The 26,487-nt window shown below is 72.0% G+C and carries 15 protein-coding genes, 1 tRNA gene and 6 pseudogenes; 12 read left to right on the top strand and 10 right to left on the bottom strand.

Translation table 11 applies throughout. The features are described from left to right. The first annotated feature begins 22 nt into the window (after positions 1 to 22). The 5 genes and pseudogenes from LNW71_RS00200 (at position 23) to LNW71_RS00180 (ending at position 5,140) form a co-directional block, all read left to right on the top strand. The gene (locus LNW71_RS00200; protein ID WP_250966347.1) at positions 23 to 1,066 is read left to right on the top strand and encodes a S66 peptidase family protein; all 1,044 of its coding nucleotides are present in this window, start codon (positions 23 to 25) and stop codon (positions 1,064 to 1,066) included. A 142-nt stretch (positions 1,067 to 1,208) separates the two neighbouring features. Then, positions 1,209 to 1,940, top strand: coding sequence for an FCD domain-containing protein (locus tag LNW71_RS00195; RefSeq protein ID WP_250966346.1), 732 nt, complete (start codon positions 1,209 to 1,211; stop codon positions 1,938 to 1,940). 266 nt (positions 1,941 to 2,206) lie between these two features. After that, positions 2,207 to 2,974, top strand: coding sequence for a (Fe-S)-binding protein (locus tag LNW71_RS00190; RefSeq protein WP_250966345.1), 768 nt, complete (start codon positions 2,207 to 2,209; stop codon positions 2,972 to 2,974). After that, positions 2,971 to 4,512: a lactate utilization protein B gene (locus LNW71_RS00185; protein WP_250966344.1), complete on the top strand. Its 1,542-nt coding sequence runs from the start codon at positions 2,971 to 2,973 to the stop codon at positions 4,510 to 4,512. Before LNW71_RS00190 ends, LNW71_RS00185 begins: the two co-directional genes overlap by 4 nt. Continuing rightward, positions 4,509 to 5,140, top strand: a pseudogene (locus tag LNW71_RS00180) (lactate utilization protein C). The gene LNW71_RS00185 and the pseudogene LNW71_RS00180 overlap by 4 nt, the downstream one beginning before the upstream one ends. A 74-nt stretch (positions 5,141 to 5,214) precedes the next feature. On the opposite strand, the pseudogene LNW71_RS00175 reads toward LNW71_RS00180, so the two are convergent. The 6 genes and pseudogenes from LNW71_RS00175 to LNW71_RS00150 all read right to left on the bottom strand — a co-directional run bounded on the left by LNW71_RS00175 (position 5,215) and on the right by LNW71_RS00150 (position 12,736). Beyond that, positions 5,215 to 7,115, bottom strand: a pseudogene (locus LNW71_RS00175) (DUF2264 domain-containing protein). Further along, positions 7,112 to 8,152, bottom strand: coding sequence for a hydroxyacid dehydrogenase (locus LNW71_RS00170; RefSeq protein WP_250966343.1), 1,041 nt, complete (start codon positions 8,150 to 8,152; stop codon positions 7,112 to 7,114). The pseudogene LNW71_RS00175 and the gene LNW71_RS00170 overlap by 4 nt, the downstream one beginning before the upstream one ends. A gap of 38 nt (positions 8,153 to 8,190) precedes the next feature. Beyond that, the gene (locus LNW71_RS00165) at positions 8,191 to 9,066 is read right to left on the bottom strand and encodes a carbohydrate ABC transporter permease (RefSeq protein ID WP_250966342.1); all 876 of its coding nucleotides are present in this window, start codon (positions 9,064 to 9,066) and stop codon (positions 8,191 to 8,193) included. Beyond that, positions 9,063 to 10,062 (bottom strand): annotated as a pseudogene (locus tag LNW71_RS00160) (ABC transporter permease subunit). Before LNW71_RS00160 ends, LNW71_RS00165 begins: the two are co-directional and overlap by 4 nt. Positions 10,063 to 10,109: 47 nt before the next feature. Further along, entirely contained in the window at positions 10,110 to 11,471 is a 1,362-nt protein-coding gene (locus tag LNW71_RS00155) for a sugar ABC transporter substrate-binding protein (RefSeq protein ID WP_250966341.1), read from the bottom strand. Positions 11,472 to 11,573: 102 nt separating this feature from the next. Continuing rightward, positions 11,574 to 12,736: pseudogene (locus LNW71_RS00150) on the bottom strand (substrate-binding domain-containing protein). 138 nt (positions 12,737 to 12,874) lie between these two features. Here LNW71_RS00150 and LNW71_RS00145 point away from each other — a divergent pair. After that, positions 12,875 to 13,642, top strand: coding sequence for a sulfite exporter TauE/SafE family protein (locus tag LNW71_RS00145; protein ID WP_250966340.1), 768 nt, complete (start codon positions 12,875 to 12,877; stop codon positions 13,640 to 13,642). A gap of 58 nt (positions 13,643 to 13,700) precedes the next feature. Here LNW71_RS00145 and LNW71_RS00140 read toward each other — a convergent pair whose 3' ends face one another. Together LNW71_RS00140 and LNW71_RS00135 are read right to left on the bottom strand one after the other, a co-directional pair. Beyond that, positions 13,701 to 15,230 (bottom strand): amino acid permease, encoded by a 1,530-nt coding sequence (locus LNW71_RS00140; protein ID WP_250966339.1) that lies wholly within the window; start codon positions 15,228 to 15,230, stop codon positions 13,701 to 13,703. Positions 15,231 to 15,288: 58 nt separating this feature from the next. Next, positions 15,289 to 16,296, bottom strand: a complete 1,008-nt coding sequence (locus LNW71_RS00135) for a hypothetical protein (protein ID WP_250966338.1) — start codon at positions 16,294 to 16,296, stop codon at positions 15,289 to 15,291. Between the two features lie 320 nt (positions 16,297 to 16,616). On the opposite strand from LNW71_RS00135, the gene LNW71_RS00130 reads away from it, so the two are divergent. The 3 genes and pseudogenes from LNW71_RS00130 (at position 16,617) to LNW71_RS00115 (ending at position 20,754) form a co-directional block, all read left to right on the top strand. Then, on the top strand, positions 16,617 to 18,050 hold the full coding sequence (locus LNW71_RS00130; RefSeq protein ID WP_250966337.1) for an FGGY family carbohydrate kinase: 1,434 nt from the start codon (positions 16,617 to 16,619) through the stop codon (positions 18,048 to 18,050). A 19-nt stretch (positions 18,051 to 18,069) separates the two neighbouring features. After that, positions 18,070 to 19,531, top strand: a pseudogene (locus tag LNW71_RS00120) (NAD(P)/FAD-dependent oxidoreductase). Next, positions 19,528 to 20,754 (top strand): FAD-dependent oxidoreductase, encoded by a 1,227-nt coding sequence (locus tag LNW71_RS00115; protein WP_250966336.1) that lies wholly within the window; start codon positions 19,528 to 19,530, stop codon positions 20,752 to 20,754. The pseudogene LNW71_RS00120 and the gene LNW71_RS00115 overlap by 4 nt, the downstream one beginning before the upstream one ends. 20 nt (positions 20,755 to 20,774) lie before the next feature. Here the strand turns inward: LNW71_RS00115 and LNW71_RS00110 are convergent, their stop codons facing one another. Beyond that, complete coding sequence (locus LNW71_RS00110) at positions 20,775 to 21,095, bottom strand: hypothetical protein (RefSeq protein WP_250966335.1); 321 nt, start codon at positions 21,093 to 21,095, stop codon at positions 20,775 to 20,777. Positions 21,096 to 21,189: 94 nt separating this feature from the next. Further along, positions 21,190 to 21,731: pseudogene (locus LNW71_RS00105) on the bottom strand (DUF309 domain-containing protein). Positions 21,732 to 21,837: 106 nt separating this feature from the next. On the opposite strand from LNW71_RS00105, the gene LNW71_RS00100 reads away from it, so the two are divergent. The 3 genes from LNW71_RS00100 (at position 21,838) to LNW71_RS00090 (ending at position 26,465) form a co-directional block, all read left to right on the top strand. Next, positions 21,838 to 24,471: an AAA family ATPase gene (locus LNW71_RS00100; RefSeq protein WP_250966334.1), complete on the top strand. Its 2,634-nt coding sequence runs from the start codon at positions 21,838 to 21,840 to the stop codon at positions 24,469 to 24,471. 50 nt (positions 24,472 to 24,521) lie between these two features. Next, positions 24,522 to 24,594, top strand: a tRNA-Pro gene (locus tag LNW71_RS00095). 359 nt (positions 24,595 to 24,953) lie between these two features. Next, positions 24,954 to 26,465, top strand: coding sequence for a cryptochrome/photolyase family protein (locus LNW71_RS00090; protein ID WP_250966333.1), 1,512 nt, complete (start codon positions 24,954 to 24,956; stop codon positions 26,463 to 26,465). The last annotated feature ends 22 nt before the right edge of the window (positions 26,466 to 26,487 follow it).

The following is a 26,487-nucleotide window of genomic DNA, read 5'->3' as shown; positions in this document are numbered from 1 at the left end:
ACGCCGCTTAGGCTCTGCCCGCATGACGACTCCCCGCTATCCCCCCAAGCCCCGGCCCGGCGACCGCGTCGCCGTGCTCTCGCCCTCGTCCGGACTCCCCGGCATCCTCCCGTTGCCGTACGAGCTGGGACTGAGCAGGCTCCGCGAGGACTACGGGCTGGAACCGGTGGAGTACCCGAGCACCCGGAAGATGGGTTCCTCGCCGCAGGAACGGGCCGCCGACATCCACGCGGCCTTCGCCGACCCCGGCATCAGGGCCGTCATCTCCAGCATCGGCGGCGACGACCAGATCACCGTGCTGCCGTACCTGGACCGCGAACTGCTGCGGGCCAACCCCAAGCCGTTCTTCGGCTACAGCGACAACACCACGCTGCTGGTCTTCCTCGGGAACCTGGGCATCGTCGGCTACCACGGGGGAACGGTGATGGTCGAGCTGGGACGTCCCGGCTCGATGCACCCCCTGACCGCCGGCTCGCTGCGGGCCGCGTTGTTCACCCGCGATGCCCATGAACTCGTCCCGGCGAAGGAGAGCGGCAGCGTCAACAAGCCCTGGGACGACCCGCAGACCTTCGCGCGCGAACCCGGCCTGCTGCCCGTCGACGGCTGGACCTGGCACAACGCCGACCGGGTCGTCGAAGGGGCCAGCTGGGGCGGCAACGTGGAGATCCTTTCCTGGCTGCTGATGGCGGACCGGGAGATACGGCCGGTGGACGAGTACGCGGGCCGGGTGCTCTTCCTCGAAACGTCCGAGGAGCTGCCGAGCGCCGACCAGGTGTACTGGATCCTGCGGTGCATGGGGGAGCGGGGGCTCCTGCGGCAGTTCCCCGCGCTGCTGATGGGCCGGGCCAAGAACTGGTCCTTCGGCAGTCCGCTGACAGCCGAGGACGGTGACCGGTACCGCGTGCGGCAACGGCAGGCGGTCCTGCGGGCGTTGAGTGAGTACGCCCCTGCGGCCATGGCCGTCTTCGATGTCGACCTGGGCCACACGGACCCGCAGCTGGTGATTCCGTTCGGCGGACTGGTGCGGGTGGACGGAGTGGCCCGGCGCATCGTCGTGACGTACTGAGGGATCGGTCGCCGGGGGCTCCCCGGCCCGGCGGAGCCCCCGCCGCTTTCTGGTCCGACCACATGCCATGTGTGACATAGTTGGAGATTCGGACCGAAGCGGCCGGCCAGGGAACGGTGCCGGCCGCGGCAGGGGGTGACGGATGCCCGTCGAATGGCAGCCCGTACGGCAGTCACGCACACATGAGCTGGTGCTCCAGAGCATCGAGCAGCGGGTGTTCGCCGGCGAGCTCAAGGCCGGCGACCGGCTGCCGCCCGAGCGGGAGCTGGCCCCGGTCCTCGGCGTCAGCCGGTCCGCGCTGCGCGAGGCGCTGCGGGTGCTGGAGACCATCGGCGTACTGGTGGCGCAGCCGGGCCGGGGCCCGGACGCCGGGGCGCGCATCGTCCGTAACCCCGAAGGCGCGCTCGGGCGGCTGCTCAGGCTCCACTTCGCGCTCGGCAGTTACAGCCTGGAGGACGTGCTGGAGGCGCGCGTCGTCCTGGAACGCTCCAGTTTCGAGGCCGCGGCGCGGCACGCCTCCGCGGCGGACCTGGACGAGGCCGAGGCGTTGGTCCTGCGGATGGGGGAGCCGGACGTCGAGGTGCCCGAGTTCAACGACCTGGACACCCGGTTCCACGTGCGGATCGCCCGCAGTTCCGGCAACGAGCTGACCTCCACGCTCACCTCCGCGGTGCGCGAGTCGGTCCGGCCGCTGATCCTTCGCGCCCTGGAGGCGGCCGAGGACTGGCCGGCGACGGCCGCCGCGCTCAACGCGGACCACATCGAGCTGCTGCATCTGGTGCGTGCGGGCGAGGGTGCGAGCGCCGCCGACCTGGTCGAGGCGCACATCCGTGGACTGCACGGCACGCTGGTCGACGAGAAGCGCACCGCCTGACCCGCCGCCCGAGCCGCCGTGACGCCCCCCCGCCGGGGGCGTCACGGCGGCTTTTGCGTGGTGCGGCGTGCGGACGGACCGGGCCGTCCGACGCGGCGGACCTCTTCCGAGTTCCGGCTTGAGGATAGTATGGTCGGACCATAAAACGTACGGGCCGCGGACGCCGGACAGCCTGTACCGAACGGACAGCCTGCACCGAACATCACGCCGCACCGCCGCACACCGCACCGCCCGTGCCACACGCTGAGAAACGATCGGGGAGACCCATGCGCATCGGACTCTTCGCCACCTGTCTGGGAGACACGCTCTTCCCCGAGGCGGTGAAATCCACCGCGGTGCTGCTGGCCCGCCTCGGGCACGAGGTGGTGTTCCCGCCCGGGCAGACCTGCTGCGGTCAGATGCACGTCAACACCGGCTACCAGCGCGAACCCGTCCCGCTGGTGCGCAACTTTGCCGAACAGTTCGGAGACGCCTCCATCGAGGCGGTCGTCATGCCGTCGGGATCGTGCGCAGGATCGGTCCGTCACCAGCACGCACTCGTCGCCGAACGGTACGGGGACGCGGCGCTGCGCGCGGGTGTGGCCACTGTCAAGGCGAAGACGTACGAGCTGTCGGAGTTCCTCGTCGACGTGCTGGACGCCACCGATGTCGGCGCGTACTTCCCGCACCGGGTCACCTACCACCCCACCTGCCACTCGCTGCGCATGCTGAGGGTGGGCGACAAGCCGCTGCGGCTGCTGCGGGCCGTCGACTCGATCGACCTGGTCGAGCTGCCCGAGTCCGACGCCTGCTGCGGATTCGGCGGCACCTTCGCCCTGAAGAACGCCGACACGTCGACCGCGATGCTCCAGGACAAGATGCGCCACATCGCCACCACCGGGGCCGATGTGTGCACCGCCGGCGACTCGTCCTGTCTGATGCACATCGGCGGCGGACTCTCCCGCATCAAGTCCGGCACCCGCACCCTGCACCTGGCGCAGATCCTCTCCGCCACCCGCACCTCGCCGCATCTCCCGACGGAGGCAGCCCGATGAGCAGCACCTTTCTCGGCATGCCCGCGACCCCGCCCCGCTCCCCGTACGGGACCGGCAATCTGCGCGGCGACCGGAAGTTCCCCGCGGCCGCCCATGACGACCTGGGCAACGAACAGCTCCGCCGCAACCTCGGCAAGGCCACCCACACCATCCGCGCCAAGCGCCTCAACGTCACCGGCGAGCTGCCCGACTGGGAGGAACTGCGCGACGCGGGGTCGGCCATCAAGACCGACACCATGAACCGGCTGCCCGAACTCCTGGAGGAGCTGGAGCGCAAGGTCACCGAACGCGGCGGCACCGTCCACTGGGCGCGGGACGGCGGCGAGGCCAACGAGATCGTCGCGCGGCTGGTCAAGGAGACCGGGAGCGAGGAGGTCATCAAGGTCAAGTCGATGGCCACCCAGGAGATCGGCCTCAACGAGCACCTCGAATCCGTCGGCATCACCCCGTACGAGACGGACCTCGCCGAGCTCATCGTGCAGCTCGCCCACGACAAGCCCTCGCACATCCTGGTGCCCGCGATCCACCGCAACCGGGACGAGATCCGGGAGATCTTCCTCAAGGAGATCCCGGGTGTCGACCCCTCGCTGGACAACGTCCCCGCCCATCTCGCCGCCGCGGCCCGCGCCTATCTCCGCGAGAAGTTCATGACGACGAAGGTGGCCGTCTCCGGGGCCAACTTCGGGATCGCCGAGACCGGGACCCTGTCCGTGGTCGAGTCGGAGGGCAACGGGCGGATGTGCCTGACCCTGCCCGACACGCTGATCACCGTCATGGGCATCGAGAAGGTGCTGCCGCGCTACCAGGACCTGGAGGTCTTCCTGCAGCTGCTGCCGCGCTCCTCCACCGGCGAGCGGATGAACCCGTACACCTCGATGTGGACCGGTGTCACGCCCGGCGACGGACCGCAGACCTTCCATCTGGTGCTGCTCGACAACGGCCGGACCGCCGCCCTCGCGGACCGGATCGGCCGCGAGGCGCTCAACTGCATCCGCTGCTCGGCCTGTCTCAACGTCTGCCCGGTCTACGAACGCGCCGGCGGCCATGCCTACGGATCCACCTACCCCGGGCCGATCGGGGCCGTGCTCACCCCGCAGCTCGCCGGTATGCACGCAGCCAAGGACGACCCCAACAGTTCGCTGCCGTACGCCTCCAGCCTCTGCGGAGCCTGCTTCGACGCCTGCCCGGTCAAGATCGACATTCCGTCGCTGCTGGTCGAGCTGCGCCACCAGCACACCGAGCGGAGCGGGGCCACGACCGAGAAGCTGGCCATGAAGGCGGCGGCCGGAGTGATGAAGAGGCCGAAGCTGTTCACCGCCGCGCAGAAGGCCTCGGGCCTCGGCCGCGTCATCGCCGGCCGGGACAAGAGGATCTCGCACCTGCCGCCGCCGTTCAACGGCTGGAGCGACAGCCGGGACACCCCCGCCCCGCCCGAGCAGACCTTCCGGTCCTGGCTGGCCTCGGCCGAGGGAGCGGACACGATGCGGGCGGCCGCCGACGAGTACGCGCAGAACCGGCAGCAGGAGGAGGAGAAGTGACGACCGCTCGCGAAACGGTGCTCGGCCGCGTCCGGGACGCCCTGGCGCTCGCTCCCGTCGCCGACACCCCGGTCCCGCGGGCCTACCGCACCGGCCGGACCCTCCCCGACCAGGAGCGGCTGGCACTGTTCACCGACCGCCTCGTCGACTACAAGGCCCAGGTCCACCCCTGCACCGCCGACCGCACCGCCGAGGTCGTCGCCGAGGTGCTACGGGAGCGGGGCGCCCGCCGGATCGGGGTGCCCGCCGGACTCGACGCGCGGTGGCTCACCGGCTACGACGGCGAGGTGCAGCAGGACTCCGCCGACATCCCCGCGCCGCGGCTCGACGCCCTGGACGGAGTCGTCACCGCCTCGGCCGTCAGCTGCGCCGAGACCGGCACCATCTTCCTGGACGGATCACCCGACCAGGGCGGCGGGCGCTGTCCCTGGTGCCGGATCTGCACGTCTGCGTCGTCGATCTGTCGGCCGTGGAGGTGGGCGTCCCGGAAGCGGTGGCCCGGTTGGTTCCGGAGCGGCCGACGACGCTGATCAGCGGCCCGTCGGCCACCTCCGACATCGAACTCGAACGGGTGGAGGGCGTACACGGCCCCCGCACCCTGGCGGTCGTGATCCGCACGGACGCGTAGGGCGAGATCCGGCGATCCGGACGAAAGACCCCAGCGGCACGGGGGTGCGCCGGAGCGCACCCCCGTCCTCGCCGTCACCCGTGTTCGACGGTCACCGGCCCGAAGCCGATCCGGGTCGTCGCCGCGTCCTCGGACCAGCACACCTCGACCGTGTCCCCGTCGACGTTCACCCCGCTCACCACCGCGTCGAGCGAGGCCGCGTCCGGCTCCGCGCTCAGTGAGGCGAGCGCCACCAGCACCACCGTGCCCTCCGCGTCGGCGCCGAGCCGGGGCAGCACCGCCCAGTGCGTGTAGGCCGTGCCCTGCGGGGCCCGCACCTCGTCCCGGGTCTCCCAGCCGTGCAGTCCGTGCAGCGCCGACGTCACCTCGGACCCGGGGCCGGTCGCCCAGCCCGTCTGCTCCACCCGGGCGCCGGGCGGAGCGCCGACCACCCGGTGCACCCGCAGCTCGTACCGCCCGCGGACCGCCGTCACACTCTCCACCCGCAGGCCCGCACCATCGGCGCACCGCCCGCGAACACCGGGCGGTGCCAGGAGGCGGCCCAGCCCCAGCCGTCGGCCGCGCCCGCGCCCAGTGGGTGGATGGCGCGGCGGCCGCTGCGGACGCCCGCGACGATCACGGCGAGGTGGTTGTCTGCCGCGTTCGCCCGGGACGTGGGCCCGGTGACCGTCGAGTACGACTGACGGCTGTAGAGCGGGTCGTCCTGCACCGCCGACTCGCCCTCGTGCGGCCGGACATGGTCGCTGCCGTGGTTGTGCAGCCGTACGATGCCGTCCGCCCGCGTCGACTGGACGAGCAGCCCCGGCGCCGGCAGCGCGAGCACCCGGTCGGGCCCCTCGCTCGGCGACGGCTCCTCGGTGGCCGTCCACAGCGGGTGGTCCGCCGGGGCGAGCAGTGAGACGAAGGCCTTGGACGCCCAGTAGGGGGAGGCCGGGCCCGAGTAGGGCTGGAGCGTCGCGTCGTGCGGCCCGTGCCAGCCCAGACTGAGCAGCCCGTCGGTGCCGGTCGCGCCGCGGTCCAGGAAGTAGCGCAGCGCCCCGCTGATCACCCGCCGGGACGTACCCGGGGTGAGCGGGGTGTGCCCGGTGAGCGCGCCGAGCCCGACCGCCGAACCGGCTGCGAACCGGTAGGCCAGCGAGCGGCCGAAGTGGATCGGCGCACCGTCCCCGCCGAACAGCAGCGAGAAGCTCTCCAGGTGTTCGCTCAGCCGGGCGCCGTAGTGCGCGGTGAGTTCGGAGTCGCCCGACAGATGGGCGTCCAGCACGGGGTAGAGGTGCAGCGCCCAGCCGTTGTAGTGGTCGAAGGCGCGGCCGTCGCCGTCCGCGTACCAGCCCTGACCGCGGTACCAGCCCTCCAGCAGGTCCAGCGCCCGCTCCCTGGCACGGGCCGTCTCCGCGTCGCCGCGGCCCACCGACTCCAGGAAGCCGGCCACCGAGTAGGGGAACAGGTACCAGTTGTTCGGTGCGGGGGTGTGCCGCAGCGCGCCGCGCAGCCATTCCTCGGCGCGGTCCTGCACCGCCGGGTCCAGCCGGTCCCAGAGCCACGGCCGGGTGAGCCGCAGCCCGATGGCGACCGAGGCGGACTCCACCATGGGCTGGCCGAACACGGTGTGGTCGCGGATCAGCGGCCAGGACTCGGTGTCGTCCCGGCCCGGCGTACGGGTGCCGGCGGTGAGCCCGTCGGCGTACCGGTCGAGCCAGCCGTGCGGGTCCTTGCCGTCCGCGCCCGCGACCCGGAAGGCGGCGGCGAGGAACGTGCGCGCATAGCCCTCCAGACCGTCGGAGCGGACCCCGGACCCGGACGGCCGTCCCGGCAGGTCGAGCAGCGCGCTGCCGGGGGTTGCCCACTGCCAGGCGGCCTTCAGCAGCCCGTCCGCCGCCGCCTCCCAGTGCGCGCGGGTGTAGCCGGTGACCGGGCTCGTCGACCGGTCGTCGGCGGGGAGTTCCAGCGGGGAGTTCGGGTGCGGTCGGTTCATGCGAGGAATGCCAGCCTTTCGCGTCGTACGGGATGGGCGAAGCCGTCGCCCGCGGCCCAGCGCGCGGCCTCGCCGGTGGCCAGGTCGACCAGCCGCTGCCACTCGTTGCCCTGGGAGCCCGCGAGGTGCGGGGTGATCAGGGCGTTCTCGCACTCCCACAAGGGGTGGCCGGCCGGCAGTGTGTCGGGGTCGGTGACGTCGAGGATCGCCCGGATGCGGTTCTGGCGCAGGACGCCGGTGAGCGCGTCCTGGTCGACGACGGCCCCGCGCGAGGTGTTGATGAGTACGCCGTCCGGACGCATGGACATGAGCAGCTCACGGCTCACGAGTCCGCGGGTGGCGGGGAGCAGCGGGGTGTGGACGCTCACCACGTCGCTCTGTGCGAACAGTTCGCCGAGCCCCACCGGCCGCACCCCGAGCGCGGCCGCCTCCGCCTCGGAGACGTACGGGTCGTGCAGCAGGACCCGCAGGTCGTAGGGGCGCAGCAGCTCGATGACCCTACGGCCGATCAGCGAGGCGGACAGGATGCCCACGGTCCGGCCGTAGTTGCCCACCTCGGTGGAGGTGGCCAGCGAGTTGTCGCGGTGGTGATCCGCCCGGTAGTCGCGGGCCCGTTCCAGGACCCGCTTCCCGGACAGCAGGACCATCGCGACGGTGTACTCGGCGACCGGCAGGGCGTTGGCGGCCGCAGCCGACGACACCTCGATGCCGCGCTCCCAGCAGGCGTCGGTGATGTGTCCGCGGACGGTGCCGGCCGTGTGCGCCACGGCCCGCAGCCGTGGCGCCGCGGCCAGCGCCGCTTCGTCGAGGGGCGGACAGCCCCAGCCGGTGACCAGGAGTTCGGTGTCCGCGAGGACGGCGCGGGCCCGGTCGGTGGTGAAGTCGTCGAGCACCGGCAGCGGCGCGAGGTCGCACACCGCCGAGAGCGCGGCCAGCGACCGGGCGTCCAGCAGGGCGGCCGCGGCATCCGGTTTCATGGCGACGGCGGCACGCGGCCGGCGCCGGGCGGCAGGGGGGACAGGGGTGGTGCTGGGCATCTCTCTCCTGTGACGGGGATGAGGCGGGGGCGGTCCGGCTACTTGACGGCGCCCGCGGTGAGCCCTGACTTCCAGAAGCGCTGCAGCAGCGCGAAGGCGAGGATCAGCGGCAGGACCGCGAGCAGCGAACCCATGATCACCACGGGGTAGTACTCGGGCGAGACGGTGGCGGCACTGTTCCACGTGTACAGACCGAGACTGACGGGATACAGGTGCTGGTCGGACAGCATCACCATCGGCAGGAAGAAGTTGTTCCAGATGGCGGTGAGCTGGAAGAGGAACACGGTGACCAGACCCGGCCCGAGCATCCGCAGCGCGACCCGGAAGTACGTGGTCAGTTCCCCGGCCCCGTCCACCCGGGCCGCTTCGAGCACCTCGTCGGGGACGTATCCCCGGCTGAATATCCGGCCCAGGTACACGCCGAACGGATTGAAGAGCACCGGGATGAAGACCGACCAGAAGGTGTTCACCAGACCGGTGCCCGACGCCATCAGGTAGAGCGGCAGCGCCAGCACGGTCTGCGGCACCATCACCGCGGCGAGGACCAGCCCGAACAGCTTCTCCTTGTGTGCGAAACGGTACTTGTCGAAGGCGTACCCGCACGCGATGCTCACCAGCGCCCCGAGCGCCGCGCCGAGGACCGCGTACAGCAGGCTGTTGCCGTACCACCGGGTGTACAGACCGCCGTCCATCGCGAACAGGTCCTTGAGGTTCCGCGCGAAGGAGAAGTGGTCGAGCGACAGGACGTTGCTGCCGAACAGCGCGTCGCGGTCCTTGGACGAGGCGAGCACCAGCCATAGCACCGGCAGCAGCGTGTAGAGCACGGAGATGCCGACGACCAGGTTGACGACGGAGCGGCCCAGGAGCCGGGGCCGCAGGGTGGCGGCGGTGCGGGTGGGGCTCGTCGCGCTCATCGGGCGTCCTCCTCGGGGGCGTTGGCGCGGTTGGTCCAGCGGGTGACGCCGTAGGAGAGCGCGATCGTGCAGACCAGCAGGACGACCGAGGCCGCGGCGGCCAGCCCGTAGTTGTTACGGGTGAACGCGGCGTCGTAGATGTACATGCTGGGGGAGAAGCGCGAGCTGATCATCGGCGTCGCCTGGCTCAGCAGCATGGGCTCGGTGAACAGCTGCAGCGCGAAGATCAGGGTGAACATCGCGACCATCACGATCGAGGAGCGCACGAGCGGCGTCTTGACCTGGAGCGCGGTGCGGACCGGTCCGGCGCCGTCGACGACGGACGCCTCGATGACCTCGCGCGGCACGGCCTGCAGGGCGGCGTAGAAGACCACCATGTTGTAGCCGAGATTGCTCCACAGGGCGATGTTCACGATCGACGGCACCACCGTGTGCACCCCGAGGAAGTCGATCGTGATGTCGGCCTTGCCCAGCAGGTCGACCACCGGGCTCAGCCCCGGTGTGTAGAGGTAGAGCCAGATGACGGCGGCGATGATGCCGGGCACGGCGTGCGGCAGGAACAGCCCGAGCTGGCCCAGGAGCGCAGCCGCACCACGCCGGAGTCCAGCAGCAGCGCCAGCGCGAGCGCGCCGATCACCATCAGCGGGATGTAGATCAGGCAGTACAGGATGACGGTGCCCAGACCGCTGAGGAAGGTCGGGTCGGTCAGTACGGCGGTGTAGCTGCGCAGTCCGACGAAGACCGTGCGCTCCGGGCCGAAGCCGAGCCCCGGCTGGTCGTCGCTGAAGAAGCTGAGCCAGACCGCTGTGGCGACCGGGATCAGGAAGACGGTCACCAGAAGGATGAAGAAGGGGTCATCAGGGCGCCGGCCGCGCCGAGTTCACGGCGCCGGGCCGAGTTGCGGGCGGTGCGCGCGGATGTGGTCGGTTTCGGCGACGCGACGGACCCGGAGGCGCTCACGGGGGCGGAAGCCGGACTGGTGAGGGGGCTGGTCATCGGTGTCACCTGCCTCTCTGCTGCGGGGAAGGGGGACGGACTGCGGCTCAGCTGCTGTGCTCGGTGGTGGACAGGCCCAGTGCCCTGAGGTCGGGCATGGTGCCCTGCTGGGCCGCGCGCACGGCGTCGAGCACCGAGCCCTGGCCGCCGCTCACCCGGGCGAAGCCGTCCTGAATGACCTTCTGCGTGGCCGTCATGCGCGGCCCCCACGTCCAGCCGTCCCGGATCTTGTGCGCCTCCTGCTCGAACAGGGTGTAGATGTCCTGGCCGCTGTAGTAGCCGCGGTCGAAGGCCTTGCGGCCGACGGCGACGAGGCCGGGGGCGGCCGGGTACTGGCTGCTGGCTCCGCTGGAGAGCCGGGCCCGCAGCGCGTCGGGGTGCGAGACCTGCCACTCGATGAACTCCAGCGCGGCTTCCGGGTGCCTGCTGTTCTTCGTGACCGCGAAGGTGGATCCGCCGTGGGTGCCGAGCGCCGGATCGGCCGTGTCCCACTGGGGGAGCGGCGCGATGGCCCACTTGCCCTTCTGGCCGGGCCGGGCGTTCATCTGCGCGCCGGCGTCCCAGGCGCCGCTGAGCCGGACCAGGACCTTGCCGGCGCTGACCTGGGCGTCGTACTGCCTGCTGTCCACCGGGGTCATGATGACGAGGTCCTGGTCGATCAGCCGTTGCCAGTACGCAGCCACGCGGCGGCTCGGTTCGTCGGTGAGCGACACGTTCCAGGCGCCGGCGCGGGTGTCGAACCACTGGGCGCCGGCCTGCCAGGCGAACGCGGCGAACTGCGGCCCGCCGTCCGTGGCGAAGGCCGACAGCCACCGGCCGGGGGCCTTCTCCCGCACGGTCCGGGCCGTCTCCTCGAACTCCTGCCAGGTACGCGGGACTTCCAGTCCGTAGTGGGCGAAGAGGTCGGTGCGGTAGTGCATCACCATCGGTTCGACGTCGAGCGGGACGGTGAAGACGCGCTTCTCGAAGGTGGTCAGACCCAGCGCCTGGGGCAGCAGCTTGGCCCGCAGGCCGTCACTCATCAGGCCGGTGAGCTCCAGGGCGACTCCGTCGATGGCGAAGCCCGGGATCTGGGGGTACTCGATCGTCGCCACGTCCGGGGCGTTGCCGGCCCGCGAGGCGTTGCTGAGCTTCGCGTAACCGCCCTGGCCACCGGCGGGGATCTGCTGGAAGTCGACCTGGACGGTGCGGTGCGTCCGGTTGAACGCGTCCACCACTTCCTGGCTGCCGCGCAGGGCGGACCAGAAGGTGATGTGCGTGGCGTTCCGTCCGGCCTTGTTGCTGATGGTGCTGGTCCTGCTCGTGCTGTCCGACTCCGACGTCCCGCCGCTGCAGGCGCTCAGCGCGCCCGTCAGCGGCAGTGCGGCGATCGTGGCGAGCACGGATCGACGGCTCTGTCGACCGGGCATGGGCGCCTCCCGCGGCTCCTGGTTGAGGACACGGGGAATCCTGATCGGCTGATCGGTAGCGGTCAATAGATCGCTCAGAAGAAAATTGAAGCGGTCAAACGATCAGTCTGTGGCGGGGGTGCGCGCCTGCGCCGATCCACGCACCTTCAACTCGGGCAGCAACTCAGACCGGCGGACCGGACCGGCCGCACCGGCGGCGTCGGAGAGCCGGTGGAGCAGCAGTTCGGCGGCCGCCCTGCCGATCTCCGCCCTGGGCGGCGCCACCGCGGTCAGCGGGGTGCTGCCCAGCGCCGCGACCACGTCGTCGTACGCCACCACCGAGCAGTCCCGGGGCACCTGCACACCGCTCTCGGCCAGGCGTTGCACCAGCATCAGCGCGTCCACGTCGCCGTGCAGCACCGCGGCCGTGGCGCCGCGCTCGCGCAGCAACGCGGCCAGGTCGAGATCGAGCGGCTGAGCAGCGCCTCCGGACGGCGTGCCGGACACCGGCCCTGCCTCCGCCGGCCCCGGGCCGGGCACCGCGTCCGGTGAGCTCAGCACCACCGTCCAGTCCTCCACCTCGGGACGGTCGGCCGCGATCTCGGCGAACGCGGCGCGCACGGTGCGTGCGGTCGGGCTGTCGTCCCGGGCGGCCAGCACGATCCGCCGATGGCCCAGCGCCACCAGGTGCTCCACGGCCAGGTGCGTCCCGTACCAGTGATCGGTGCAGACCGAGTCCAGCGCGTGCAGGGCGCTGCCCGGCCGGGGCCGCCGCTCCATCAGCACGGTCGGCACATCCAGGTCCGCCAGCCAGCCGTAGTCCTGCTCCTCGGAGAGCGCGTTGCGCCACCGGGGGCGATCAGCAGTCCGCGCGCCCCGTCCGCCAGCGCCCGCTCCACCAGCGGCCGTTCGGTGCCGGCCGACTGCGGCGCGAGGTACAGCGCGATGCGGATGCCGGACTCCTCCAGCACGGTCCGGGCGCCGTGCAGCGTCTCGTACAGGTACGAATGCCGCTCCGGGACGACGAGGGCGACCGCGTCCCGCTCACCGGCCGGCTCGCCGTCCCGCGGGGCCGGCACGGCCGCGATCCGCGCCGGGTCCCGCACCGGCCTGGCCACTCCGTGTCCGCGCCGCAGCCGCCCCGCCCGGGTCAGCTCCTCGACATCCCGCCGCACCGTGACCACGGAGACGTCCAGTTCGTCGGCGAGCACGCTGACCTTGACCGCGCCCCGCGCCTCCACCACTGCCAGGATTCGCTGACGCCTGAGTTCAACCGGCTCCCGCATGCTGCTGGCCCCCTCGCCCTACCGCTGTGCGTTGTGCGTTTGAACGCTTCGTGTGAGCGCTTGGAGCGCAGCATAGCCATGCCGGTCCCCGGGCTCGGTGACAGCCGCAAATCACGGGGATTACCATCTATCCCTGGCATGGACACCCTCACTCTCTGGCAACTGGCGGCACTTGCCGCGGCATCCGCGCTCGTCGGCTTCTCCAAGACGGCCGTCAGCGGTGCCAATACGATCAGCCTCGCGGTCTTCGCGGCGGTACTGCCCGCCCGGGAATCCACCGGGGTACTGCTCCCGATCCTCATCGCCGGCGATGTGCTCGCCGTGCTCGCCTACCGGCGCCACGCGCACTGGCCGACGCTGCTGCGGCTCTTCCCGGCCGTCGCCGTCGGCGTGGTGGCGGGCACGCTGTTCATGATGTGGGCCGACGACGCCGCCGTACGCACGTCCATCGGCGCGATTCTCGTCCTCATGGCGGGCGTCACGGTCTGGCGGCGCCGCACCGGCGCCGGGAGCGGGGAGCCGTCGGCGGACGCGGGCCCGCCGACCGCGGCCGAGCGGCTCAAGGCCCGCTCGTACGGGGTGCTCGGCGGATTCACCACCATGGTCGCCAACGCGGGCGGCCCCGTCATGTCGCTCTACCTGCTCTCCGCGGGCTTCCGCAAGCTGGGATTCCTCGGCACCTCGGCGTGGTTCTTCCTGATCGTCAACACCTCCAAGGTGCCCTTCAGCGTGGGCCTCGGCCTGATCGACGCGCGGTCGCTGCTGCTCGACGCCGGCATGCTGCTGTTCGTGCTTCCCGGCGCCTGGATCGGCCGCAGCTGTGTGGACCGGATCAACCAGACGCTGTTCGAACGCCTGGTCATCGGCGCGACCGTCCTGGGCGGTCTCCAGCTGCTGCTGAACTGAGCGCGGCCCGCCCGGATCGCGGTGATCCGGGCGGGCCGGCGGGGACGGCGACCAGGGGTCAGATGATGCCTTCCTCGATCTCCGCCTGCTCACGCGCGTTTCCGTACGCCTTGGGGGTGCTGTACGAGCGACGCGCCACGAACCACCACACGGTGGCCAGGACCAGCACGGCGACCAGCGCGATCGACGCGTAGTTCATCGAGTCGATGGTGACCGGCGAGGACTGCGGCAGCAGGAACAGCACGGTCACGATGGAGACCCACACCACGGCGATCCAGCCGATCGGCTTCGACCAGCGGCCCAAATGCCACGGACCGCGCTCGAAACGGTCACCGGCGCGCAGCTTCAGGAAGATCGGGATCGCGTACGCGGGCGTGATGCCGATGACGTTGATCGCGGTCACCGCACCGTACGCGGTCGCGGAGTACAGCGACGGCAGGGCGAGCAGTCCGGCCACGATCACCGAGAGCCACACCGCGTTGACCGGCGTCTGGGTGCGGGCGCTCACCTTGCGCCACAGCGCCGAGCCCGGCAGCGCGTTGTCCCGGCTGAAGGCGAACACCATCCGGCTGGCCGCGGCGACCTCGGCGTTGCCGCAGAACAGCTGCGCGGCGATCACGATCAGCAGCATCGCCGTGGCGCCCGAGGTGCCCAGCGCGTCGATCAGGATCTGGGCCGGCGGTACCCCGGTGGCGCTGTCCTGGGTGCCCGCGTAGTCCTGGATCGCGAACGTCAGCCCGGCGAGCAGCACGAAGCCGGCCAGCCAGGAGACCCAGATCGAACGGACGATGCCGCGGGCCGCCGAGACCGAGGCGTTCGAGGTCTCCTCCGACAGGTGGGCGGAGGCGTCGTAGCCGCAGAAGGTGTACTGGGCCAGCAGCAGGCCGATCGCCGCCACGTAGAGGGGGTTCTCCCAGCCGGTGTCATTGACGAACTCGGTGAACACGAACGACGGCGACTGGTGGTGCGAGGGCACGATCGCCAGCACGGAGACGATCACCGCGACGCCCGCCAGGTGCCACCACACACTGATCGAGTTGAGCACGCTGACGAGGCGGACACCGAAGAGGTTCAGCACGGCGTGCAGAAGCAGGATGCAGGCAAAAATGATCATGGTCTTGCCGGGGGTGGGGGAGAACCCCCACTGCAGATTCATCAGTGCACCGGTGAACAGCGCGGCACCATAGTCGATACCGGCGATGGCGCCGAGCAGCCCGAGCAGATTCAGCCACCCGGTGTACCAGCCCCACTTACGGCCGCCGAGCCGGTCCGCCATGTAATAGAGCGCCCCGGAGGTCGGGTAGGCGCTGGTGACCTCGGCGAGCGCCATGCCCACGCAGAGCACGAACAGACCGACGCCGGCCCAGCCCCACAGCATCACCGCAGGCCCGCCGGTCGACATGCCGAAGCCGTACAGGGTCATGCAGCCGGACAGGATCGAGATGACGGAGAAGCTGATGGCGAAGTTGCCGAAGCCGCCCATCCTGCGGGCCAGCACCGGCTGGTACCCGAGTTCGCGCAGCCGCTGCTCCTCGTCCTGCGGCGCAGTGGCCTCGGCACCCGTCTGGGTCGAGGTGGATATGGACATGGAGAAACCTCCGTGAGCGGGGACGGTGCAGGGGACAGAGAGGGGCGGTGTTACCGGCTCAGCCGTGCGGTCCCCGGCCGGGGTCGCGGGCCGAGGCGAGGGCGCGGCCGCGGGCGCGCAGGAACACTTCCTCCGCGCCGCCGGGGTCCTTGGGCGTGCGGGTGCGGTACGCCCAGGGCAGCGAGGTGAAGTAGGGGCCGAGCTCCTGGAACACCGGCGCCGCGTCGGCGAACCGGAGAGCTCCCCACAGGGCGTGCGCCAGATGGTTGAGGTCGAGCAGGGTGTGGGTGGCCGGGGGTGTGCGGCGGAACCAGATCTCCAGGGCGCGTACGGCGTCGCGCTCCGCGTCCTCGGTGACCCAGTGCAGGTCCAGCGCCTTCTCGTGGCCGCGCTCCCGGCGGTAGCGTTCGACCCGCACATACAGCGGAAGGACATGGAGGGCGGACCCCTCGGGCGCCGCGGAGGCCGCCCACTGCACGAAGTTGACCGCTTCGGACAGGGCGCCGCCGGCCTTGCGCGCATAGACGAACTGGAGCATCCGGTGGTAGGCCTCGCGGTTGTACGGATCGCGCTTGTCCGCCTCCGCCAGCAGCCCCCACGGTCCGGGGAAGAGCATCGGACCCGGCGGATGCAGCCGGTGCTCCTCCAGCCTCTGGCGTTCGTCCAGTTGGGAGAGGGCAAGCAGGCACACCCAGGGCACCGGGTCCGCGGGCGAGGCGTGTGCGGCCGAGCGGCACGCCTCCCAGGCCTCCTGCCAGAGCTCCTGCGCGCGGTGGTGGCCCTCGCGATGGGCGCGGACGGTCCGCTCCACGACGACCCGGGCGTGCATCACGGCAGCCGCGACGCTCCGGGGCTCCTCGGTCAGCCAGGCCTGCACCGCGTCCGAGCCCGCGGCGACCGCTCCGAGCACCTGGGTGCGCTGGGTCCACAGGGTCCAGTCCGGGGTGCTCTCCAGCAGATTGCGCATGGCGACCCAGCGGCCGGTGCGTAAATCCTGTAACGCGGAACGGAGTTCGTTGTCGTGGCCGGCCGGATGGTAAACCGGCCGGAAATCACTGTTGGCCATGGACTGGCTCGGGGCATGGTGTCGGTCTCATCGATCCTCAAGAAACGTGGGGGGTGAAACAGCTGTTGAAATATGAACTGTTGCAAAGCGTCCGGTTGTTGCTCGGCGGTGAGTTTAGAGCCCGTTGCTCCGAACCCCGAACGATTCGTGGATCTTATTCAAGTCACTTGGGCAAACGGGAGGTTGAGCGCCGACAAGCGGTTGCGGACGCACGCTTTGCGGACGCTTGACGTAACTGCTGGGCTGCACCACCCTGGGTTTCCGTCACGAAGATCACGATTCCGTTCAAGCGCCGGAGCTTGCGTACCACTGGAGAGCCGATGACAGGTCCGGTACTCGCCGTGGACCAGGGAACCTCCGGGACCAAGGCGCTGGTGATCTGCCCCGAGCGGGGCGTGATCGGTTCCGCTTCCGCTCCGGTACGACCCCGGTACGGTCCCGGGGGACTGGTGGAGGCGGACCCCGCCGAACTGCTCGGTTCGGTCGTCGACGCGGGGACGCGGGCCCTGGCGGACGCGGGTGAACCGGTCGTCGCCGTCGGACTCGCCAACCAGGGTGAGACGGTGCTCGCCTGGGACCCGGACACCGGTCGGCCGCTCACCGACGCGATCGTCTGGCAGGACCGGCGGGCCGCCGGGGTGTGCGCCGAACTCGCCGGGCGCGAAGAGGAGCTCAAAGAACTCACCGGACTGCCGCTCGACCCCTACTTCGCCGCCCCGAAGATGGCCTGGATCCGCCGCGAACTGACCCGCGAGGGAACCGTCACCACCAGCGACTCCTGGCTGGTCCACCAGCTCACCGGTGCTTTCGTCACGGATGCGGCCACGGCCGGGCGTACCCAGCTGCTCGACCTCGACCGGGTCGCCTGGTCACCCGCGGCCCTGGACATCTTCGGGCTGGGCGGCGAACGGCTGCCGTCGGTGGTGGACGCGGCCGGAGTGTTCGGCACCACCACCGCGTTCGGCCCCGAACTCCCGCTGACCGGACTCCTCGTGGACCAGCAGGCCGCCCTGCTGGCGCAGAGTGCGCTGGCACCGGACGCCGCCAAGTGCACCTACGGCACCGGGGCTTTCCTCCTCGCCCGGACCGGTTCCGTACCCCGGCGCAGCTCCACCGGACTGGTCAGCTGCGTGGCCTGGCGGCTCGGCGGGCACACGAGCTACTGCCTGGACGGCCAGGTCTACACGGCGGCCTCCGCGGTGAACTGGCTCACCGGCCTCAAGGTGATCTCCGGGCCGGCCGACCTCGATCCGGTCGGCGGCTCGGTGCCCGATTCCGGGGGCGTCACCTTCGTGCCGGCGCTCGCCGGACTCGCCGCCCCCTGGTGGCGCGGCGACCTGCGCGGCTCGGTGACCGGGCTGAGCCTGGACACCACAGCCGGCCACCTGGTGCGGGCCCTGTGCGAAGGCATCGCCGCGCAGGTCGTCGAGCTCGCGGAAGCGGTGGCGGCCGATCTGGGCGCGCGGCCGGCCGTGCTGCGCGTCGACGGCGGACTGACCCGCTCCGCGCTGCTCATGCAGACCCAGGCCGACCTGCTGCAACGGCCCGTCGAGGTGTCCGCGCTGCCCGACGTCACCGCGCTCGGCGTCGGGGCCGTGGCCCGGCTCGGCCTCGATCCGGGGCTCCCGCTCCAGCAGGCCGTACCCGACTGGAAGCCGGCCGCGGTCTACGAGCCACGCATCGGCCCGGGCGAGGCGGCCGAGCGGCTGGCCGGATTCCGGGCGGCCGTCGCCACCCTGTTGGAGCGGTCGTGACAGCCGCCCGGGCGGCCCGATGACGCACCCCGTCACGACGGCCGGGCAGCCACGGCCCGACGGCCCCCCGTACGACGTCACGGTCACCAGGGCCGGGCAGCCACTGCCCGATGGTTCCCGTACGACGTCACGGTCATCGGCGCCGGAGTCGTCGGCACCGCGATCGCCCGCGAACTGGCCCGCTACCGCGTCCGGACCGCCCTAGTCGAGGCCTCGGACGACATCGGCAACGGCACGTCCAAGGCCAACACCGCGATCCTGCACACCGGTTTCGACGCGGTACCCGGTTCGCTGGAAGCCCGCCTGGTGCGCGAGGGACAGCGCAGGCTCGCCCGGTACGCCGCCGAGACCGGTATCCCGGTCGAACGCGTCGGCGCCCTCCTCGTCGCCTGGGACGAGGAGCAGCTCGAAGCGCTGCCCGCGCTGCTGGCCAAGGCCGAAGCGAACGGCTACCACGCGCCACGGCTGCTGGACGCCGGCCGGCTCGCCGCGCTCGAACCGCACCTGGGACCGGGCGCACTCGGTGCCTTGGAGATCCCGACGAGTCGGTCATCTGTCCCTGGACGACCCCGCTCGCCTTCGCCACCCAGGCCCTGCGGGCCGGCGTCCATCTGCACCTGGACTGCCGCGTCACCGACATCGATTCCGGCACGGACGTCCACACCCTGACCACCAGCCGCGGCCCGCTCCGCACTCGCCAACTGATCAACGCCGCCGGGCTGTACGCCGACGAGATCGACCGGCAGCTCGGAAACGACGTCTTCACCGTCACACCGCGCCGCGGACAGCTCATCGTCTTCGACAAACTCGCCCGCGACCTGGTCCGCCACATCCTGCTCCCCGTCCCCACCGCGGCCGGCAAGGGCGTCCTGGTGGCTCCGACCGTCTTCGGCAACGTCCTGCTCGGCCCCACCGCCGAGGACCTCGACGACAAGCGCGCCACCGAGTCGACCGGGGACGCGATCGCCCTGCTGCGGGAGAAGGGCCGCAGGATCCTGCCGCGGCTGATCGAGGAGGAGGTCACCGCCGTGTACGCGGGACTGCGGGCGGCCACCGGCCAGGAGGACTACCGGATCAAGGAGTACCCGGACCGGCGCTACGTCGCGGTCGGCGGCATCCGGTCGACCGGGCTGACCGCCTCCATGGCCATCGCCGCACACGTCACCGCCCTCCTCGCCCGGACCGGCATCGACCTGGGCGCCCCGCGGGAGCTGGCGCCCCTCACCATGCCCAGCCTCGGTGAGCGGGCCGAACGCCCCTACGCAGACGCCGCGCTCATCGCCCGGGACCCCGCCTACGGCACCGTGGTCTGCCACTGCGAACGCGTCACCGCGGGCGAGATCCGCGACGCACTGCACTGCGTGCTGCCGGCGCGTTCGGCCGAAGGGCTGGCCCGCAGGACGCGGGCCGGCAACGGCCGTTGCCAGGGCTTCTCCTGCGGGGCCGGTCTCCGCGCACTGATCGAGGGGGCCAGGTCATGACCCGCCGTGAGCGCACGCTCGACGTGCTGGTCGTCGGCGCGGGACCGGCCGGTCTCGGCGCGGCGGCCGAACTCGCCGCGTCCGGAGCCGGGGTCGAGATCCTGGAGCGCGAGCAGAGCGCGGGCGGCATCCCGCGCCACTGCCACCACCGCGGGTTCGGCAGCCGCCGCGCCACCGGCGGCGTGACCGGGCCCGAGTACGCCCTGCGGTGCGCGGCCGCCGCCGAACGGGCCGGCGCCACCCTGCGCACCGGCATCACCGTCACCGGCTGGGCCGGACCCCGGACTCTGGACGCCACCGGGCCGGGCGGACCGGAACGGATCACCGCCCGCGCCGTGGTCCTCGCCACCGGCGCCCGGGAACGCCCGCGCAGCGCCCGGCTCGTCCCCGGCACCCGCCCGGCGGGCGTCTACACCACCGGCGAACTCCAGCAGGCCGTCCACCTCCACCACCAGCACATCGGGGCCCGCGCCGTGGTCGTCGGCGACGAACCCGTCAGCCACGCCGCTGCCGACACCCTGCGCGCCGCCGGAACCGAGGTGGTCGCCCTGGTCACCGGCCATCCGCCGGCGCCCCTCGCAGCGCTGCGCCGGGGCCCCGGCGCGCCCCTCCTCACCCGCACCACCGTGACCGGTCTGACGGGCCGCGGGCGGCTCACCGGAGTCACGGTGCGCCACCACGACGGCCGCACCACGACCCTGCGCTGCGACACCGTGGTGTTCACGGGCGACTGGATCCCCGAGCACGAACTGGCCCGGCTCGGCGCCCTCACCCTGGACCCCGGCACCCGCGGCCCCGCCCACGACGCCTCGTACCGCACCAGCGGGCAGGGCGTCTTCGCCGTCGGGAACCTGCTGCACGCGGTGGAGAGCGCGGGCACCGCGGCGGCCGAGGGGCGCGCCGTGGCCGCTCCCGTGCGGCGCCACCTGGCCGCCGGGCCATGGCCCGCGGGCCGCGCCGCGATCGAGGTCGCGGCCCCGCTGGAGTGGATCGCGCCCAATCTCATCGGCCCCGACGGCGACCCGCCGCTGCACGACCGCTTCGTCCTGCGCACCGAGCGGCGGCTGACCACCCCGCTGCTCGTGGTCCGTCAGGACGGGCAGCAGCTGCACCGCCAGCGCCTCCTGCTGCCCGCCAGGCCAGGACACCCCTTCCACCTGTCCGCCGACTGGCTGGACCGGGCGGATCCGCACGGCGCCGCCGTGCGGATCTCGGTGCACTGACCGCGGCGGTCAGGCGTGGCTCACGGAATCAGCAGCCAGTCCGAACCGATCGCCGCCACCAGGCCGATGCCCAGCAGCCAGCTGCCCAGCCGGGTCCGGCCGTTCCTGCTGAGCTCGATCACGATCCCGCACAGGATCAGCGCCAGCCCGTACACCCCGACCACCAGGACGGAGGACCGGCTCGCGATCCGCAGCCCCAGAACGACCGCCATCGCGGCCATCCCGACCGAGGAGAGGACGATGCGCAGCCGTCTCGCCTGACGTGGCGTCAGCCTCGACTCCCCGGCTTCGGGTGCGGCTATCGGGGCGTCCACGGCCTGTTCCTGGTCAGAAGTGCTCATGAGCCGGGATGTTAATAGCTTCGCGCGGCCCTGTTCACCGCTCTCGGTCAAGGGCAGGGAAAGGACGCGCCCGCGGCCCCGCCCCACCACGCCGCTACCGGTCGCCGGTCCGCAGGCGCGGCGCCTCCACAGCGGCGTCGACCGGGCTCGCGCCCGGGTCCTCCACCCGCCCGGCCAGCTCCCGCGCCCAGCCGGCCAGCGCACCGACCCGGATCCCGTGCACCAGCTGATCCTCGGACGCGTCCCGGAGACGTCGGAGGCGTCGGCGTCCCCGGGCCCGGCGAACTCCGAAAGTGCCGCCGCGCCCCGCCGCAGCAGCCGCGCCCCGCCCGTCACGTTCCCCCGGGCGGCATGGGTCAGCCCGACAGCCAGCTGGGCCAGCCCGCGCCACAACTCCCGTTCCGCCGCGGGGCCCGACTTCCACGCGTCCTCGAAGACCTCGTGGGCGTGGAACGGCATCCCGGCGTCCAGCAGCCGCTGCGCCTCGCGCACGGTCTCCTCCGGGGAGCGGACCACACCCTCGGGCTGCCGCTCCACCCCCGGCGTTCCGTACGGCAAGGGGCGTCCCAGCCCGTCGCGGGGGCGCGCGTTGTGCGCCCGGCCCTCGGTGTCGCGGTCCCTACGAGTCTCGTCCACCCCCGATTGTGCCCGCACCTGCGGCGAACTGCCCGAACCCCTGTCGGTGGGCCCCGCGCACGACTAGTCTCGGAAGTTGTCCGTACCACTTTGGGGGAGGGTAGGCATGAAGCCGTCCCGGCCGTTGTACGAGCGCGAACCGGAACTCGCCGCTGCCGCACAAGCCGTTGACGCACTCTGCGGTGCGCAGGCAGCCGGCGGGCTGCTGATCTTCAGCGGCGAAGCAGGCATCGGCAAGACCGCGCTGCTGGCCGAGATCCAGGCCATGGCGGCAGACCGGTGCACCGTCTGGTCCGCACGCGGCGGCGAGACCGTCACCTCCGTGCCGTTCCACGTCGTGCGCCAACTGCTGCAGCCGGCACTGGACCAGTTCCCCGCCGATGACGTACGGGCCCTGTTCGGCGCCTGGTACGAGATCGCCGCACCGGCGCTGGGGCTCGTCGAGCCGACCGGTCCGCAACCCGATCCGCAGGGTGTGCGCGACGGTCTCGACTGGGTCGTCTCACGGCTCGCCTCCCGGCTGAGCCACCGCCCGCTGCTGCTCGTCATCGACGACGCGCACTGGGCCGACGGCGAATCCCTGGCCTGGCTGGCCTCGTTCACCGCCCGGCTCGGTGAACTGCCGGTCCTGGTCGTCCAGGCGCACCGGCCCGAGGAGCTCGCGGCCCGGGAGTCGGAGCGCACCGCCGCCGGTGGTCATCCGGCGCAGGTACGGGTCGCGCTGCGGGCCCTCACACCGGACGCCACCGCCGAACTGGTGCGGGCGGGTCTCGGGGACCACGCCGACGACCCGTTCTGCCGTGAGGTCTGGGCCGTCACCGGCGGGAACCCGTACGAGGCGGTCGAGCTCGTCGCCAAGGTGCAGGACCGTGAACTGGCCCCGCTGGAGGAGTCCGCCGGGCTGCTGCGCGAACTCGGCGCGTCGGCCCGCGGCAGCGGACTCGTCGCCCGGCTGGAGCGGCTGGGCACCAACGCCAACAGGTTCGCCTGGGCCGCCGCGGTCCTTGGCACCGACATCTCGCAGGACCTCGCCGCCACCCTCGCCGGGATGAGTCCCGCCGAGGCGGCCGACTGCACGGCCCGGCTGCGCGAGGCCCGCATCGTCAGCGGCTTCGACCCGCTGGAGTTCGTGCACCCGCTGATCGCCACCGCCGTGTACCGCTCGATTCCGCCGGCCACCCGCACCGCCATGCACGGCAGGGCCGCATGGGCGATCACCCGGGCCGGCCTCGGTCCCGCAGCGGCCTCCCGCCACCTGCTGGAGGTCCATCCGGACGACGACCAGGAGCTGGTCGAGCAGCTACGGGCGGCCGCCAACCAGCACCTCGCGGTCGGCGCCCCCGAAGCCGCCCGCCGCTGCCTGGAACGCGCCATGCAGGAACCCCCGCGCCACGACGTGCGCGCCACCCTGCTCTACGAACTGGGCTGTGCCACGCTGCTCAGCTCCCCGCCCACGACGGTGCAGCACCTGCGGGCCGCGCTCGACCTCCCGGGTCTCGCCGACGACCTGCGGGTCGACGCCACCTACCGGCTCGCAGCCGCGCTGTCCCACAACAACCAGCTGAAGGAGGCGGCGCTCGCCCTCGCGGCCGAGGCCGAGCGCACCGCACCCGGCCCCGGCCTGATGCGCCTGCAAGCCGCGCACTTCCTCTGGGAGGGCATGCAGGCCGCCGAGGAGGACGGACCGGGCCGCTCCCGTCGGCTCGCCGCCAACGCCGACCACCTCGCCGGCCGGGACAACGCCGAGCGGGCCCTGCTCACGCTGCGCGCCTTCGACGCCATGCTGCGCGGCGAGAACTCCCAGCTGATCGTGGACCTCTGCGAACGCGCCCTGGTCAACGGCCATCCCGCCCGCGGCCTCGGCTGGACCGACACGGAGTGGGGCTTCGAACTCCCCACCTTGCTCGGCATCACCTACGCCTTCACCGACCAACTCGACCGTGCCGAGGAGCTCTTCGGCGAGGCGGTGCGCGCCTTCGAGATCTCCGGCTGGAGCGGCGCCCATCTGGCCTTCGCCCACACGCTCCTCGGCCTGGTCCACCGCCGTCGCGGCCGACTCGCCGAGGCGGAGGGCTTCCTGCGTGAGGGGCTCCGCCTCGCCGACCGTGTCGGCAGCGGACTGCCCGTCCACTGGGACGCCGCCTGCCTGCTCATCGACACCCTGCTGGCCCGGGGCCGGATCACCGATGCCCGCAAGATCGCCGACCAGTACGACTTCGGTCAGCCCTACCCCAGCGCCATGGTGCTGCCCGACGCCCCGTGCGTCCGGGGCCGTCTGCTGCTCGCCGAAGGCCGTACGAAGGAAGCCGTCTCGGAACTGGAGGCGGCGGGCCAGTCCCTCGAACCCCGCGGCAGGTTCAACGGCATCTGGGGCCCGTGGGCCGGCGACCTCGCCCGCGCACTGGCCGACGACGACCGGGTCCGCGCCGCCCAGCTCGCCAACTCGGCCCGCGTGCACGCCGAACGCTTCGGAACGGAGACCGCGATCGGCGAGGCCCTGCGCTGCGTCTCGCTCTTCGCCGGCCCGGAGGAGGCCGTGCACCTGCTCCGCGAGGCCGTCCGTCATCTGGAGGCGTCGCCGTCCGGCTACGAGCTCGCACTCGCCCTCGTCGACTACGGCGTCGCGACCCGCTCCCCGCGGGAACTCGCGCGGGCGCACAAGCTGGCCACGGCCTGCGGCGCGGAATCCCTGGCGGCCCGCGCCCAGCAGGCACGGGCGTCGATCCGGTCCACCGAGTGAGGTAATGTTTGTCCTGCGCAGCCGCCCGGCGAAACCGGGGGGAATCGCAGCGGGACGTGGCGCAGCTTGGTAGCGCACTTGACTGGGGGTCAAGGGTCGCAGGTTCAAATCCTGTCGTCCCGACTCGAAAGAGTCGCAGGTCAGGGCCGGTTTCGGAGAAATCCGAAACCGGCCCTTGATCAGTTCTGGGGACAGTTGGGGCCTGAGCCCTTGACCGGCGTCGGCGAATCAGGTCGGTCCGGAGCGCCGGTGGTCGTGGCGGCGCTGGTCTCGTGGGGGAGTCTCCCGATCCCGACACGGAGGGACCGCATCCACGTCCTTTTTCCCGACGGGACCCCCGGGGACGGTGACACGGTCACGCGCACGTGGCGCCCGGCGTGTGCCGGACGCGACCGGCGCCGTCGTGCGCTTTGATCGTGCGGGAAGGTTCCCCGCCGCGAAGGCAGCCGGCCGGGCCACAGATCATCGAGGGAGCGCCCGGCATGACCGAGGAAGAGTCCGGCACCCCCCACTGGCTGTTCGGCGATCAGCTCGGCCCCCATTTCGTCGATCCGGCACGCGGCGGTCCGCACCGGGACACGCCGCTGCTGATGATCGAGTCCAGGGGCGTCTTCCGACGGCGGCGGTTCCACCGCGCCAAGGCACACCTCGTGCTCTCGGCGATGCGCCACCGGGCCGCCGAGCTCGGTGACCGCGTGCGGTACGTCAAGGCGGACACCTACCGTCAGGGCCTGCGCGAGGCGGTGGGGGACGCCCCGGTGACCGTGCACCACCCGACGTCCCACGCTGCCCACGCATTCGTAGGCACGCTGCCCTCCGTGCGCGTGCTGCCGGCGCGTGGCTTCCTCGTGACGCACGACGAGTTCAGGGCCTGGGCGGACGGCCGCGGAACGAAACACCTCCGTCAGGAGGACTTCTACCGCTGGGTGCGGCAGACCCACGACCTGCTGATGGAGGGTGACCGCCCCGCCGGCGGCCGGTGGAACCTGGACCACGACAACCGGCAGCCCCCGGCTCGTGGCGCCACCGACCTGGGCGTACCGGCGCCCTACCGCCCCCGTGAGAGCGAGATCGACGACGAGGTGCGGTCCGACCTCGACCGCTGGGTGCGGGACGGCGACGTGGAGTTCCTCGGCGACGACGGTCCGCGCGGGTTTCCGGCCACGCGCCGGGAGGCACTTGCCGCGCTCCGTCGCTTCGTGGAGCGCCGGCTCGTCACGTTCGGCGCACACGAGGACGCGGTCCTGTCCGGGGACGCGACGATGAGCCACAGCCTGCTCTCCACGTCGCTCAACCTCGGACTGCTGGACCCCGCCGAATGCGTCGAGCGGGCGCAGGAGCGATGGCGGGCGGGCGAGGTGCCGCTCAACAGCGCCGAAGGGTTCGTGCGGCAGATCGCCGGGTGGCGCGAGTTCGTCTGGCACGTCTACTGGTACTTCGGCGAGCAGTACCGCACGAGCAACGTCCTGGGCCACCACGGGCCGCTGCCGGAGTGGTTCGCGGAACTGTCCCCGGACGGCACCGGGGCGAACTGCCTCTCCCACGTCCTGGAACAGGTCAGGACGACAGGCTGGACACACCACATCCCCCGCCTGATGATCCTGGGCAGTTTCGCCCTCCAGCGGGGCTGGGAGCCACGGGCCGTCACCGACTGGTTCCACCGCAGCTTCGTCGACGGCTACGACTGGGTCATGGTCCCGAACGTGGTGGGCATGTCGCAGTACGCCGACGGGGGACGCATGACCACCAAGCCCTACACGTCCGCAGGCGCCTACATCGACCGGATGAGTGACCTCTGCGGCCCCTGCCGGTACAAACCGTCCGTACGGGTCGGTGAGGACGCCTGCCCCTTCACCGCCGGGTACTGGAACCTGCTGCACCGCCACCGCGACCGGTTCGAACACAACGCGCGGATGACCCGGGCGGTGCGAGGGCTGGACAGGCTCCGCGATCTCGACGCCCTGCTGGAACAGGAACGCGGCCGCCGCGACTGACAGTCAAGTCGTAGAAAGGAAG

Origin of the sequence: Streptomyces sp. RKAG290 (assembly GCF_023701695.1) — a bacterium.
GTDB lineage: Bacteria > Actinomycetota > Actinomycetes > Streptomycetales > Streptomycetaceae > Streptomyces.
The sequence above is the reverse complement of the archived record's forward strand: the minus strand, read 5'-3'. Positions and strand labels throughout refer to the sequence as shown.